This window comes from Streptomyces xingningensis (assembly GCF_054957865.1).
In genome coordinates this window covers 70,697-82,977 of sequence record NZ_JBDJPF010000001.1, presented here as the reverse complement: position 1 = coordinate 82,977, position 12,281 = coordinate 70,697, and the positions used below count along the sequence as shown (strand labels likewise).

Sequence of the window (12,281 nt, the reverse complement as noted above, 5' to 3'; positions counted from 1 at the left end):
CACCTCCGCGCCGGTCCCGGTGTCTGCTGCTTCCTGCCATTAAAGGTGATCGCCTGAAAGCAGGAGTACGCTTTATGGAAACGTACCCCTACTTTCTCGGGACCGGAGCGGCCACCGTGGACAAGCCCGCAGAGATGTTCGACCGCGACCACGAGTGGTCGGCCCTGGGCCGGTTCATCGCCGATGACCAGCCGGGCGCGACCCTCGGCGTCGTCTCCGGGCGGCGCCGCCAGGGCAAGACCTTCCTGCTCGCTGCGGCCTGTCGTGCTGCGGGAGGGTTCTATTTCGGAGCCACCGAGGCCACCGGTGCCGAGTCCCTGCGCCGGATCAGCTCCTCACTCACGGACCATGTCCGCCCCGCGAGCCCCTATCACTTTGCCAACTGGTCGGAGGCGGTGGATGCGCTCCTCGCCCTCGGCTCCGAGCGGCCTGTTCCCGTGGTGATCGACGAGTTCCCCTACCTCGCCAAGGCCGATCCGGAACTGCCGTCGATCATCCAGGAGGCACTGCGTCCCTTGCGTGAGCAGCGGACCCGGTCCCGTACCCGACTGCTGCTCTGCGGGTCGGCCTTGTCCTTCATGGGGCGGTTGCTGTCCGGCAATGCCCCGCTGCGCGGCCGGTCCGGGCTTGAGCTGGTTGTTCGCCCACTCGACCACCGTCTGGCCGCCGAGTTCTGGAACATCACCGATCCCCGGCTGGCCCTGCAGGTCAATGCGATCGTCGGCGGCACCCCCGCCTACCGCCGGGAGTTCGCGCGCGGCGACAGCCCCGCAGGGCCGGAGGACTTCGACGACTGGGTGATTCGTACGGTCCTCAATCCGGAAACCCCGCTCTTCCGTGAGGCTCGTTACCTGTTGGCCGAGGAGCCCGACCTGCGGGACACGGCACTGTATCTGTCCGTTCTCGCCGCCGTCGCCGATGGCAACGCCACTCGCGGAGGCATGGCCGGTTACCTGGAACGCAAGGCCACTGATATCGCGCACCCCATCAACGTCCTCGAGGACGCCGGACTCTTGCACCGGGATGCGGATGCCTTCCGGGACAACCGGCCCACCTACCGCATCGCCGAACCGCTGATCGGCTTCTATCACGCCATCATGCGCCCGGTCTGGGACCAGTTGGAGCGCCCCGGCAGCGCCGCCCGGGTCTGGCAAGCGAGCCGCCGCCGCTTCGTCAGCAATATCCTGGGCCCGCACTTCGAGCAGGTCTGCCGCGACTGGGCCCTGCACCACGCCGACCCCGACCTGATCGGCGGCCTGCCCGCCCGCGTCGGACACGGCATCGTCCACGACTCCCGGGCGCATACCGGCCATGAGGTCGACGTCGCCGTCGTCGGCATCGCCGACGGCGCCAAGCCGCCCTTGCTCGCCATCGGTGAAGCCAAGTGGAACGACACCATCGGCATCGCCCACATCGAACGTCTCTGGCACATCCGCGAGTTGATTTCCCGGGCCGGACGCTACGACACCGCCCGAACCCGGCTGATCTGCTTCAGCGGAGCAGGCTTCAATGACAAGGCCCGTGCGGCCGCCGAGGGCTCTTCCGATGTCCAACTGGTCCATCTGGCTGCCTTGTACGGCCAAGAGTGATCCCTGCCGGTCCTGGCAGGCGGCCACCCGGCAGTGGCATCCGGAGCCTCAGGCCCCCCGTCCGGTAACCCGCGGGTGCGCGCGCAGTGGCGGCTGGCGCGGGCGCGGTTGCCGCAGTCGCCGGAGCCGCACCGAGGTTCGCCTACGTCGACCGCCTGGAGTCTGTGGTCGGAGCGGTTCAGGTTGCGTCGCCCGGATTGCTCGATTCATAACAGTAGGGCGCATTATGGTCGGTGGTCTCGCGGCCTACCTGGAGGAGTTGAAGCCGTGCTCATCCTCCCCGGATTCTCCTCAGGGGGCCATGCGAGACCGACTGTTGCCCGCAATCGCCGAAAGTGCTGCCATGACCCGTATTCCCGCCGACCCGACGGCCCTGCACCCGTTTCCCGACCAGCCACGCGTGGTGCTGCTGAAACCGCTGGTGACCTCCGAACTCATCGAGGCGGGGGAGTACTCGTACTACGACGACCCGGACGACCCGACCGCGTTCGAGACCCGCAACGTGCTCTACCACTACGGGCCGGAGAGGCTGGTCATCGGCAAATTCTGCGCGCTCGGGACCGGGGTCCGGTTCATCATGAACGGCGCCAACCACCGTATGGACGGCCCGTCCACCTTCCCCTTCCCCATCATGGGCGGCTCCTGGGCCGAGCATTTCGACCTGCTCGGCGGTCTGCCCGGTCGGGGCGACACCGTCGTCGGCAACGATGTCTGGTTCGGCTACAACACCATGGTGATGCCCGGTGTCCGTATCGGACACGGCGCGATCATCGCCTCCGGTGCGGTGGTCGTCGACGACGTCCCCGACTACGGCATCGTCGGCGGCAACCCGGCCAAGCTGATTCGTACCCGCTACAGCGACGCCGATATCGCCCGCCTTCTGGAACTGGCGTGGTGGGACTGGCCGGCGGAGCACATCACGGAGCATGTTCGGGTCATCATGTCCGGCACGGTTGATGAGTTGGCGGAGATCGCACCGCGCGGGTGACCGCATTCCGGTGGCGTCGTACGGGACTTGGCGTACGACGCCACCGGCGTTTGGCCCGATCGACTCCGCGATCGGCGCACGCCGGAAGCGGTGCCTCAGTTTCCCTGCCCGGTGACCCCGCGGGTGCGCGCGTAGTGGCGGCGGGCGCGGGCGCGGTTGCCGCAGTCGCCGGAGCTGCACCAGCGGCGGGAGCCGCTGCGGCTGCGGTCGAGGAAGAACCAGCCGCAGCCGCTTCCCTCGCAGCGGCGGATGCGCGATGTGGAGGCTCCCGCCAGCAGCTCCTCCGCCTGCAGGGCGAGTGTGTGACCGAGGTCGCAGAGCCGGGCCGTGCCGGGCTGCCAGCGCAGCGGGAAGGCGGGCGGGAGCCGGGCGTTCTCGCGCGCCAGCAGGATGGCCCGGGCGAAGGCCCGCCAAGCGCCGGACGGCGGTGGCTCATTGTCTACCAGGGCGTCCAGGATGGCGCACAGCGCCGTGCGCAGCTCCTCGAGAGCGGCGAGTTCGCCTTGCACGAGGCCGGGTTCGGCCGCCGCCGTGGACCGCCGCAGGGCCGCGCACTGGTGCGGGGTGAGCAGTCCGGCGGCGACTGCCCAGCGCAGCCAGCCCGCCGCGCCGGACACCCGCTCGATGCGGCGGGCCGGGTCCGTGCGCCAGGCCGTGGTGTTGGCGAAATCCAGCACCGGATGCCCGCCCACCAGCGATACCCCGGCTTTGTTCGACTCATCGGTCACGGTGCCATGGTACGGAACTAATGCCCAAAAGCGCTTATGGGTGTTAGCCTCTCGGATATGGAGAGATCACCGACGGTGCGGGCCGATGCTGTGCCGCGCGAGCGTTTCCTCGCCGGTCTCAGGATCGGGTCCGGTCTGGCCGCGGCCTCGTTCCTGCTGGCCATCAGCTTCGGCGCGATCACCCGGACGCAGGGCTGGGGCCAACTCGCCCCGGTGCTCTGCTCATTGCTGGTCTTCTCCGGATCGGCGCAGTTCGCCCTGGTCGGCACCCTGGGTGCCGGTGGCGGTCCGGCCGCGGCCGTCACGGCGGCCGCACTGATCAACAGCCGCTTTCTTCCGATGGGCATCGCCGTCGCCGGTGACCTGCGCGGCGGCCGGCTGCGCCGGGCCCTGGAGGGCCAGGCGGTGGTGGACGCCTCCTGGGCCGCCGCGCATCTCGGCGATGGGCGGTTCGACCGGTATGTACTCTTCGGGGCGACCCTGATCCAGTGGCCCGCGTGGGTGGCCGGCACCGCGGTGGGCGTCTTCCTGGCCCCGGATCCGGGGCTGCTGCGCTCGCTCGGCCTCGATGTGCTCACCCCGGCGCTGTTCGCCGCGCTCCTGTTCGACGAGGTGCGCAGGGCTCGTACACACCGGCTGCCCGCCCTGCTCGGTGGGGCGATCGCGGCGAGCCTGATCTTCGTCCTGCCCAGCGGCCCGGCCCTGGTCGGTGCGGCGATGGCGGCGCTTGTCGCCTGCGCCGGAAAGGCCGAGGCATGACCCTCTGGTTCGCGATAGCCGCCGTCGCCCTGCTCAGCTTCACCTTCAAGGCCGCCGGCCCCGCGGCCCTGGGCGGCCGCGAACTGCCGCCACGCGTCCGGTCGGTGATCGCGCTCCTCGCCCCGGCACTGCTCGCCGGGTTCATCGTGGTGGACATCGCCGGGCCCGGCTGGAGCGCCGTCGACCCCGCCCTGCCCGCCGGGCTCGCCGCCGTGCTCGCACTGCGACTGCTCCGGGCCCCGCTGCTGGTGGCGCTCCTGGGCGCGGTCGTGGTGACCGCGCTGCTGCGGCTGTTGGCCGGCTGAGTGCCGAGGCCCGGCTGCCTGCGCGCCGCAGCCGGGCCCCGGTGGGCATCAACCCAGGCCGGACAGGCCCCTGGCCGGAAGCCGGCCCGCGGCGGGGAGGCCCGGTGGGGGCAGCACATCGGGCCCGGCGGCCCTGGCCGTCTCGCCCAGGATCTCGCGGGCCGAGCCGGTGGTGTCGCCCGTCGCCCGCCGCACCGCGGAGGTGGTCTTCCGCACCGCCGTACCGCCCGTCCGGCCTGCCGCGGGCACCACCCTGCGCAGCGCGTTGCCCCCGGTCTCGCCCACCGTCCGGGTCGACCGCTCCGCGGCCGTGTCCACCGTGTCGCCCAGGCCGCCGGCGTCGATGGCGGCCAGCCCGGTCAGGTCCGTGAGCTTGGGCAGGGGGGCGGCCTGGGCGGCGGAGGCCGACCCCAGGGACATGGCGGCCGCGGCCATGGTGACTGCCGTCAGGACTCGTCGCATCAAGGCTCCTTCGGGGTGTGGAGTCAGGGATGTGGAGATGGAGATCCGGAGACGGGCTCCTCGACGTAAAACGACCGGCGCGTTCGCCGGACACGTATGGGGCGCATTGCCCGTTGTGTGCGATATTCCCGGGGTTGACCCTTGGCCGTGTTCTGCCGGGGCGAGCGGTCTACAGGAACGTATGCCCCTCGCCCCGGTAGGTCGGGACCGTCCCCACCAGCCGGTCGTCGTCGATCAGATGCAGCTCCGCGAAGCGTTCGCCCAGCTCGCCCGCCTTGGCGTGGCGGAACCACACCTTGTCGCCGATCAGCAGGTCGTCCGCCGGGGTGCCCAGCAGCGGGGTCTGCACCTCGCCCGCGCCCTCCCGCCGGGCCAGGCGCAGTCCCTCCGGGAGGCAGGGCACCGGGAGCCGGTCCGGGCCCGCCGGGCCGGAGGCGGGGTAGCCGCCGCCCAGGACGGTGACCACTCCGATGCCGGGGCGGCGGACGACCGGCAGGGCGAACAGGGCCGCCGGGCGGCCCCGGAACGCGGAGTAGTGGTCGAACAGGTGCGGAACATACAGCCCCGACCCGGCGGCGACCTCGGTGACCGCCGGCTCGGCGGCGGTGTGCTGCACGCTGCCCGTACCACCGCCGTTGACGAACTCCAGCTCCGCCACGGCCCGTACGGCACGCACCGCCTCGGCGCGCCGCACGGCCAGTTGGTGCCGGGAGACGGTCTGCAGCAGCCGGATCGCACGGGAGGTGACCGGGCGTCCGGCCACCGTGTCACCGACCCCGGCGATATGCGCCTCGTAGGCCATCAGCCCGACCAGCCGGAAGCCGGGACGGCGGTCGATGGCGCGGGCGAGTTCCGCCAGCCGGCCGGGGTCGTGCAGTGGTGAGCGCAGGGCGCCGATGCGGATCCGGCCGCCGAGCAGGCGCAGCGAGGTGTCCAACTCCAGGCAGACCCTGACCCGTTCGCGCCCCGTCCGGGCCGAATCGATCAGGGTCAGCTGGGCCGGGTCGTCGATCAGCACGGTGACCGCCCGGGCCAGGGCCGGGTCCGAGGTCAGTTCGGCGAACCCCGCCCGGTCGGCCGAGGGATAGGCCAGCAGGATGTCGTCGATCCCGGACCGGGCCAGCCACCGGGACTCGGCGAGCGTATGACTCATCACTCCCGCGAATCCGTCCCGCGCCAGCACCCGCTCCAACAGCGCCCGGCAGCGCAGGGACTTGGTCGCCACCCGCACCGGCTTGCCCCGTGCCCGCCGCACCAGATCGGCGGCATTGGCGTCAAATGCCTGGAGGTCGACCACCGCCAGTGGGGCGTCGAGATGGGCGGTGGCCCGGTCGTAGCGGGCCCGGTCCATGACGGGGCCGACGGCATGTGCTATCGCGGGCGACATGCGCGCAGCTTGCCAGAGCGAATTACCGGTGGGTAGAGGAGTGGGCCGGGCGAATGGCCTGGCGGCGGTCCGGCCCGTAAAGTGGCGTACCTGCCGTGGATCACAACCCCGTGGCGGGATGTCCGGATACGAACCGGCCTGCCCCGAAAGGCGATCGGGCGGTACGGCGAGCTTGCGAGGGGGAGCGCAGGGTGAGCGCCGAAGCGGACCAGGTGCCGGTGTTTGTGCCCCCGCCTCCCGGTCACGCGCCGCTGACGGGACCACCGGCCCGGGGCGGCCGCCGGGCCGCCGCCGTGGTGTGCGCGGTGCTCGGGGCGGGCCTCATTGGTGGGGCGGCGGCCGGGAGTTGGCTCACCAGGCCGCCGGAACCGACGGCCGCCGAGGCCTCCTACGAGCGCGGCGGCACGCTCTGGCAGAACATACCCGTGGACGAGCTCTTCCCCCGCACCGTGCACTCCGCCGACGCGGGCCCCGGCGGCGCGGCCCGCGACTGGGCGCGGCTCGGCGTGGCTCCCGACGGCGGCTGTGCAGGCGCCCTCGACCCGCCGCTGGCCAGGGCGCTGGCCCCGGTGGGCTGCAAGCGCCTGCTGCGGGCCACCTACACCGATGCCACGTCGACCAGCGTCACCACGGTCGGCCTGCTCATCACGGACACCGAGGAGAGCGGCATGCGCGCGCTGCGCAAGCGGTTCGACGGCCAACGGCTCGGCGAACGCAGCGATCTGATGCCCCGCCCGTACGCTCCCCGGGGCACCGTCGCCGAGCGTTTCGGCGATGCGCAGCGCGCCAGTTGGCGGGTCGGCGTGCTGACGGACGTTCCCGTGGTGGTGTACGCCGTGACCGGGTTCGCCGACGCCCGTACCGGCACTCCGCCGCAGCCCGCCGCACAGGCGGTCAGCCCCGGTGCGACGACCGCCGCGGCACAGGCGGGGCTCGGCCATGACGCGACGGCGCTCGCCGAACGGATCGAGCGCGGCTACCGGGCGGCGGCCCGCGAGCCGGGGCGGGAGGCGCGCCGGTGAAGCGGGTGCGGCTGCTGGCGCTCGCCGTGGCCTTCGCCGCGGTCGGCACCGCGCCTGCGCGGGCCGATGCGATAAGGGCCCAGGAGTGGGGACTTGACGCCCTGCACATCGAGGAGGCCTGGCGGACGACCAGGGGAGCGGGGGTGACGGTCGCGGTGCTCGACACCGGGGTGGACACGGACCATCCCGATCTGCGGGGGCGGGTTCTGCCGGGCAAGGACCTCGTCGGGTTCGGTGCCGGGCGCGGGGAGCGGGCCTGGGCGCGGCACGGGACCGCGATGGCCGGGATCATCGCGGGGCGAGGGCATGGCACGGGCGACACGGACGGGGTGGTGGGGGTGGCGCCGGAGGCGAGGATCCTGCCGGTGCGGGTGATCCTGGAGGAGGCCGACCCCTCACGGCCCAAGGCGCGCGGGGCGCGCGGCGGCGCGCTGGCGGAGGGCATCCGCTGGGCCGCCGACCACGGTGCCGATGTGATCAACCTGTCGCTGGGGGACGACAGCGACACCGCGCACCCGGACCCGGGCGAGGACGCCGCCGTGCGCTATGCGCTGGACAAGGGCGCCGTGGTGGTGGCGTCGGCGGGCAATGGCGGCGAGCACGGCGACCGCGCCTCCTATCCGGCCGCCTACCCGGGCGTGCTCGCGGTGACCGCCGTCGACCGCTATGGCGAGCGGGCGCCGTTCTCCACCCGCCGCTGGTACGCCGCCGTCAGCGCGCCCGGGGTCGATGTGGTCATCGCCGACCCCGACCGGCGCTACTACGAGGGCTGGGGCACCAGCGCCGCGGCCGCGTTCGTCTCGGGGGCCGCCGCGCTCGTCCGCTCCGCGTATCCCGGCCTGGGGCCGGACCGGGTGCGCCGGCTGCTGGCCGAGACCGCGCAGGACGCCCCGGTCGGCGGGCGCAGCGATGCGCTGGGCGCGGGCCTGGTCGATCCGGCGGCGGCCATCGCCCGGGCCCGTGCTTTCCAGGCGGCGCCCGGGGCGCAGCCGTCCGCCCCGCGGTTTTTCGGTGGCGGGCCCCGTCCCGTCCCCGCCCGCCCGGACGGCCGGCGTCCCGGCCCGGTGTCGCTCGCCCTCGGCGCGGCGGGGGCGGTGCTGCTGGTGACCGCGGTGGTGCTGTGGCGGGGCGGGCGGCGGCGCGACCCCTGGTCGTAGCGGAGCGGCCGGCCTGGATACGCTCGGCGGGTGGCGCTCAAGAACATCCCCGATCCGGGATTCTCCGACGACGACGGCTCCGCCGACCCCGCGCTGACCGAGGCGCTGGCCGCCTGGTCCGCCGACCGGTCCGCCGAGCCACAGGTGCTGGCGGCCCTGCCCGGTGCGCGGCTGCTGGTTCCCGTGGTGGCCGTGCTCGGCGAGGCGGAGGAGGGACCGGACGGTCTCAAGCGGGAGAAGACCAGCGACATGGCCGTCCCCACCCTCCAGGCGCCGGACGGCCGCCGGGCGTTGCCCGCCTTCACCTCGGTGGGGTCGCTGGCGCGCTGGCGCGCGGACGCCCGGCCGGTGGCCGTGCCCCTGCACCAGGCGCTGCAGGCGGCCGCGCACGAGAAGGCCGACACCATCGTCCTCGACCTCGCCGGTCCGGTGGCCTACTCGCTGACCGGCCCGGCGCTGCTGGCGGTGGCCGAGGGCCGCACCAGCGCCGATCCGCTGGCCGACCCGGCCGTCACCACGGTGCTGCGCGAGGCGCTGGCGGCCGAGCCGGACGTCGTGCGCGCCTATCTCACCCCGGGCGAGGACGTCGACGGGACGCTGACCCTCGGCCTCGCCGAGGGCGCCTTCCCGCCCCCGATCGTCGAGCGGGTGGTCAAGGTGCTGGCCACCGACGAGGTGCTGCGCACCCGGCTGGTGCGGGGCCTGGACCTGGCCCTGCTCAATCCGGGGGTGGAGCTGCCCGAGGAGCCGCTGCTGCGCCGCTGAGCGGCCGTCGCGGCGGCTGATCTCCGACAGGCGCCCGGGAGTGGACCGTCCGACAATGCGAGGACAGTCCACGAGTTTCCCCGGGAGGACGCCATGGACGTGAAGCTGGACACCTGGAAGCTGGACCCCGTGGAGACACGGACCGTGGCGGCGGAATTCATCGGCACCCTGCTGCTGGTCTTCTTCGCCGTCGGCTCCGCGGTCCTCGCGGCCGACTACATCGGTGCGCTCGGCATCGCCCTCGCCTTCGGTTTCACTCTGGTGGCCCTCATCTATGCGCTGGGCCCGGTCTCGGGCTGCCACCTCAACCCGGCGGTGACCCTCGGCTTCCTGCTGGAGGGCCGGATCGCGCTGCGCACGGCCATCGAGTACTGGATCGCCCAGCTGCTCGGTGCCATCGTCGGCGCGGCGCTGCTGCTCCTGCTCGCCAAGCAGGTGCCGGGGCTCAAGACCCACGGTGCCTTCGGCACCAATGGCTACGCCGACCGGTCGGCGGTGCACCTCGGTACCGGGGGAGCGTTCCTCGCCGAGGTCGTGCTGACCTTCCTGCTGGTGTTCGTCTGGCTGGCGGTGACGCACAAGGTCGCCGTGGTCGGTTTTGGAGCGCTCCCCATCGGGCTGGCGCTGGTGGTGGTCGAGCTGGTCGGCATCCCGCTGACCGGCGCCTCGGTGAACCCGGCCCGCAGCATCGGCCCGGCGCTCTTCGCGACCGGGGGCGCACTGTCCCAGCTGTGGCTGTTCATCGTCGCCCCGCTGATCGGCGGGGCGCTCGCGGCCGTGGCGCACCAGATCACCCAGCCCCGGGGCGCGCCCGTCCTGATCGCGGACGAGCGCGCGGTGCCCGGTCACCGGCACGAGGAGCTGCGGGACGAGCCCGGGCGCGACGACGACGTCGGCGACGGCTGAGCCGCCGCTCAGCCGAAGACCGGCCCGGTGAACTTCTCGCCGGGCCCCTGGCCCGGCTCGTCCGGCACCAGCGAGGCCTCGCGGAAGGCCAGTTGGAGCGAGCGCAGGCCGTCGCGCAGCGGCCCCGCATGGAAGTTGCTGACCTCGGTGGCGCCCGCGGTGACCAGCCCGGCGAGTGCGGTGATCAGCTTGCGGGCCTCGTCCAGGTCCTGGTGCCGGTCGCCCTCCTCGGCGAGGCCGAGGTTGACGGCGGCCGCGCTCATCAGGTGCACCGCGACCGTTGTGATCACCTCGACGGCGGGCACCTCCGCGATGTCCCGGGTGATGTCGCTGGAGTCCGGGGTGCCGGCCGTCTCGGGAGTGGGGTCGCTCATGGTCGCTCTTCCGCTGGTTTCCACTGGAACTGTGGCCTCAGCCTATGGCCAGGGCTCTCCCGGGGAGCGACCACCCCGGGGCGCTGCTATGCTGGACTGCGACCGGCCGGACACTCGCGTGCCCGGCCCACAAGTGGAGGCTCCGAACTCCCACCTCGCCGGCCCCGGGCCGACAGGTCTCCGGTCAGGCGGCGCCCATCGTTCCGTACGGACGATGGAAGCCGTCCGATAGCGCCCCACGGGATCACCGTGGCGGTGTTCCGGTTTGTATGGAGCCCCGCCTGTGTCCCGTCCGGGGCATTTTTTGTGCATCGGCGCGGTTGGTCTTACTGAAAGACGTTACGCGGCAGTCTGCCAGGCCGCCGTGTGGTGCTACCGAGGAGGATCCATCAGCGCCGAGCCCCGCATCAACGACCGGATTCGCGTTCCCGAGGTGCGACTTGTCGGTCCCAGCGGCGAGCAGGTCGGCATTGTGCCGCTTGCCAAGGCCCTGGAGCTTGCGCAGGAGTACGACCTCGACCTGGTCGAGGTGGCGGCAAATGCACGCCCGCCGGTCTGCAAGCTCATGGACTACGGGAAGTTCAAGTACGAGTCGGCCATGAAGGCCCGTGAGGCGCGCAAGAACCAGGCGCACACGGTCATCAAGGAGATGAAGCTCCGGCCGAAGATCGACCCGCACGACTACGACACCAAGAAGGGTCACGTCGTCCGGTTCCTCAAGCAGGGCGACAAGGTCAAGATCACGATCATGTTCCGTGGTCGCGAGCAGTCCCGGCCCGAGCTGGGCTACCGACTGCTGCAGCGGCTCGCGGAAGACGTTCAGGAGCTGGGTTTCGTCGAGTCGAACCCCAAGCAGGACGGCCGCAACATGATCATGGTCCTCGGTCCGCACAAGAAGAAGACCGAGGCGATGGCCGAAGCCCGCGAGGCACAGGCCGCCCGCAAGGCGGAGCGCCAGGGCGCACCCGCCGCGGCGGACGCCACCGAGGAAGCCGCAGAGGCGTGATTCCGGGGCCTGGCCCCGGTTCACCTCCGGGTCCGTGAGGTCCCGGCCAGCAATCGATACAGCTGACGCTCCCATGCGCCCGCACCGCGGGCCGGGGGCGCCACCGACGAGGAGATACGGCGCGATGCCGAAGAACAAGACGCACAGTGGTGCCAGCAAGCGCTTCAAGGTCACTGGCTCCGGCAAGGTCCTGCGCGAGCGCGCCGGCAAGCGCCACTACCTCGAGCACAAGTCGTCCCGTCTGACGCGTCGCCTGACCGGCAACGCCGAGATGGCCCCGGGCGACGCCAAGAAGATCAAGAAGCTTCTCGGCAAGTGACGCTTCGCACCCCGCTCCTCGGAGCCCGGGGTGTGCGTCGGAAACCGGGACCCAATCGTTTCCGGGCCGTGTGAGTCAACCGCGGCCCCGCTACAAGGAGTTAACAAGTGGCACGCGTCAAGCGCGCAGTCAACGCGCACAAGAAGCGCCGGGCGATCCTCGAGCAGGCCAGCGGTTACCGCGGCCAGCGGTCGCGTCTGTACCGCAAGGCCAAGGAGCAGGTCACCCACTCCCTGGTCTACAACTACAACGACCGCAAGAAGCGCAAGGGCGACTTCCGTCAGCTGTGGATCCAGCGCATCAACGCCGCTGCCCGCCAGAACGGCATGACCTACAACCGCCTCATCCAGGGTCTGAAGGCCGCCAACATCGAGGTGGACCGCAAGATCCTGGCCGAGCTCGCGGTCAACGACATGAACGCGTTCGCCGCGCTCGTCGAGGTGGCCCAGAAGGCGCTGCCGGCCGACGTCAACGCGCCGAAGGCCGCCGCCTGATCCCGGCGCCGCAGGCCAAC

General features: G+C 72.1%; 15 protein-coding genes. 11 read left to right on the top strand and 4 right to left on the bottom strand.

The genetic code is table 11. The annotated features are described in order from the left end of the window. Nucleotides 1–116: 116 nt before the first annotated feature. Nucleotides 117–1,589, top strand: a complete 1,473-nt coding sequence (locus tag ABCR83_RS00410; RefSeq protein WP_462692314.1) for an AAA family ATPase — start codon at nt 117–119, stop codon at nt 1,587–1,589. A gap of 343 nt (nt 1,590–1,932) precedes the next feature. Beyond that, the gene (locus ABCR83_RS00405) at nt 1,933–2,577 is read left to right on the top strand and encodes a CatB-related O-acetyltransferase (protein WP_462692103.1); all 645 of its coding nucleotides are present in this window, start codon (nt 1,933–1,935) and stop codon (nt 2,575–2,577) included. A gap of 95 nt (nt 2,578–2,672) precedes the next feature. Here ABCR83_RS00405 and ABCR83_RS00400 read toward each other — a convergent pair whose 3' ends face one another. After that, nucleotides 2,673–3,305, bottom strand: coding sequence for a CGNR zinc finger domain-containing protein (locus ABCR83_RS00400; protein ID WP_462692102.1), 633 nt, complete (start codon nt 3,303–3,305; stop codon nt 2,673–2,675). A gap of 57 nt (nt 3,306–3,362) precedes the next feature. Between ABCR83_RS00400 and ABCR83_RS00395 the strand changes: the two genes are divergently transcribed. Then, the gene (locus tag ABCR83_RS00395) at nt 3,363–4,064 is read left to right on the top strand and encodes an AzlC family ABC transporter permease (protein ID WP_462692101.1); all 702 of its coding nucleotides are present in this window, start codon (nt 3,363–3,365) and stop codon (nt 4,062–4,064) included. After that, nucleotides 4,061–4,369 (top strand): AzlD domain-containing protein, encoded by a 309-nt coding sequence (locus ABCR83_RS00390; RefSeq protein WP_462692100.1) that lies wholly within the window; start codon nt 4,061–4,063, stop codon nt 4,367–4,369. The genes ABCR83_RS00395 and ABCR83_RS00390 overlap by 4 nt, the downstream gene beginning before the upstream one ends. A gap of 48 nt (nt 4,370–4,417) precedes the next feature. Here ABCR83_RS00390 and ABCR83_RS00385 read toward each other — a convergent pair whose 3' ends face one another. Next, entirely contained in the window at nt 4,418–4,831 is a 414-nt protein-coding gene (locus tag ABCR83_RS00385) for an ATP-binding protein (protein WP_462692099.1), read from the bottom strand. A gap of 169 nt (nt 4,832–5,000) precedes the next feature. Then, on the bottom strand, nt 5,001–6,218 hold the full coding sequence (locus ABCR83_RS00380) for an amino acid deaminase/aldolase (RefSeq protein ID WP_462692098.1): 1,218 nt from the start codon (nt 6,216–6,218) through the stop codon (nt 5,001–5,003). Nucleotides 6,219–6,409: 191 nt separating this feature from the next. Between ABCR83_RS00380 and ABCR83_RS00375 the strand changes: the two genes are divergently transcribed. The 4 genes from ABCR83_RS00375 (at nt 6,410) to ABCR83_RS00360 (ending at nt 10,068) form a co-directional block, all read left to right on the top strand. Then, a complete protein-coding gene (locus tag ABCR83_RS00375) occupies nt 6,410–7,240 on the top strand; it encodes a hypothetical protein (RefSeq protein WP_462692097.1) in 831 nt (276 codons plus the stop codon). After that, on the top strand, nt 7,237–8,397 hold the full coding sequence (gene mycP / locus ABCR83_RS00370; RefSeq protein ID WP_462692096.1) for a type VII secretion-associated serine protease mycosin: 1,161 nt from the start codon (nt 7,237–7,239) through the stop codon (nt 8,395–8,397). The genes ABCR83_RS00375 and mycP overlap by 4 nt, the downstream gene beginning before the upstream one ends. A gap of 30 nt (nt 8,398–8,427) precedes the next feature. After that, nucleotides 8,428–9,162 carry an SseB family protein gene (locus ABCR83_RS00365; RefSeq protein ID WP_462692095.1) on the top strand — a complete coding sequence of 245 codons (735 nt, stop codon included), beginning with the start codon at nt 8,428–8,430 and terminating at the stop codon, nt 9,160–9,162. A 129-nt stretch (nt 9,163–9,291) separates the two neighbouring features. Beyond that, nucleotides 9,292–10,068, top strand: a complete 777-nt coding sequence (locus ABCR83_RS00360) for an MIP family channel protein (RefSeq protein WP_462692312.1) — start codon at nt 9,292–9,294, stop codon at nt 10,066–10,068. An 8-nt stretch (nt 10,069–10,076) separates the two neighbouring features. On the opposite strand, the gene ABCR83_RS00355 is transcribed toward ABCR83_RS00360, so the two are convergent. Next, complete coding sequence (locus ABCR83_RS00355; protein ID WP_462692094.1) at nt 10,077–10,442, bottom strand: DUF1844 domain-containing protein; 366 nt, start codon at nt 10,440–10,442, stop codon at nt 10,077–10,079. A gap of 364 nt (nt 10,443–10,806) precedes the next feature. Here ABCR83_RS00355 and infC point away from each other — a divergent pair, with 364 nt between their 5' ends. The 3 genes from infC to rplT all read left to right on the top strand — a co-directional run bounded on the left by infC (nt 10,807) and on the right by rplT (nt 12,261). Further along, nucleotides 10,807–11,448 carry a translation initiation factor IF-3 gene (gene infC, locus ABCR83_RS00350; RefSeq protein WP_462692093.1) on the top strand — a complete coding sequence of 214 codons (642 nt, stop codon included), beginning with the start codon at nt 10,807–10,809 and terminating at the stop codon, nt 11,446–11,448. A gap of 124 nt (nt 11,449–11,572) precedes the next feature. Then, nucleotides 11,573–11,767, top strand: a complete 195-nt coding sequence (gene rpmI / locus ABCR83_RS00345) for a 50S ribosomal protein L35 (RefSeq protein ID WP_462692092.1) — start codon at nt 11,573–11,575, stop codon at nt 11,765–11,767. A gap of 107 nt (nt 11,768–11,874) precedes the next feature. Continuing rightward, nucleotides 11,875–12,261, top strand: a complete 387-nt coding sequence (gene rplT, locus ABCR83_RS00340) for a 50S ribosomal protein L20 (protein WP_004944290.1) — start codon at nt 11,875–11,877, stop codon at nt 12,259–12,261. Nucleotides 12,262–12,281: the final 20 nt, after the last annotated feature.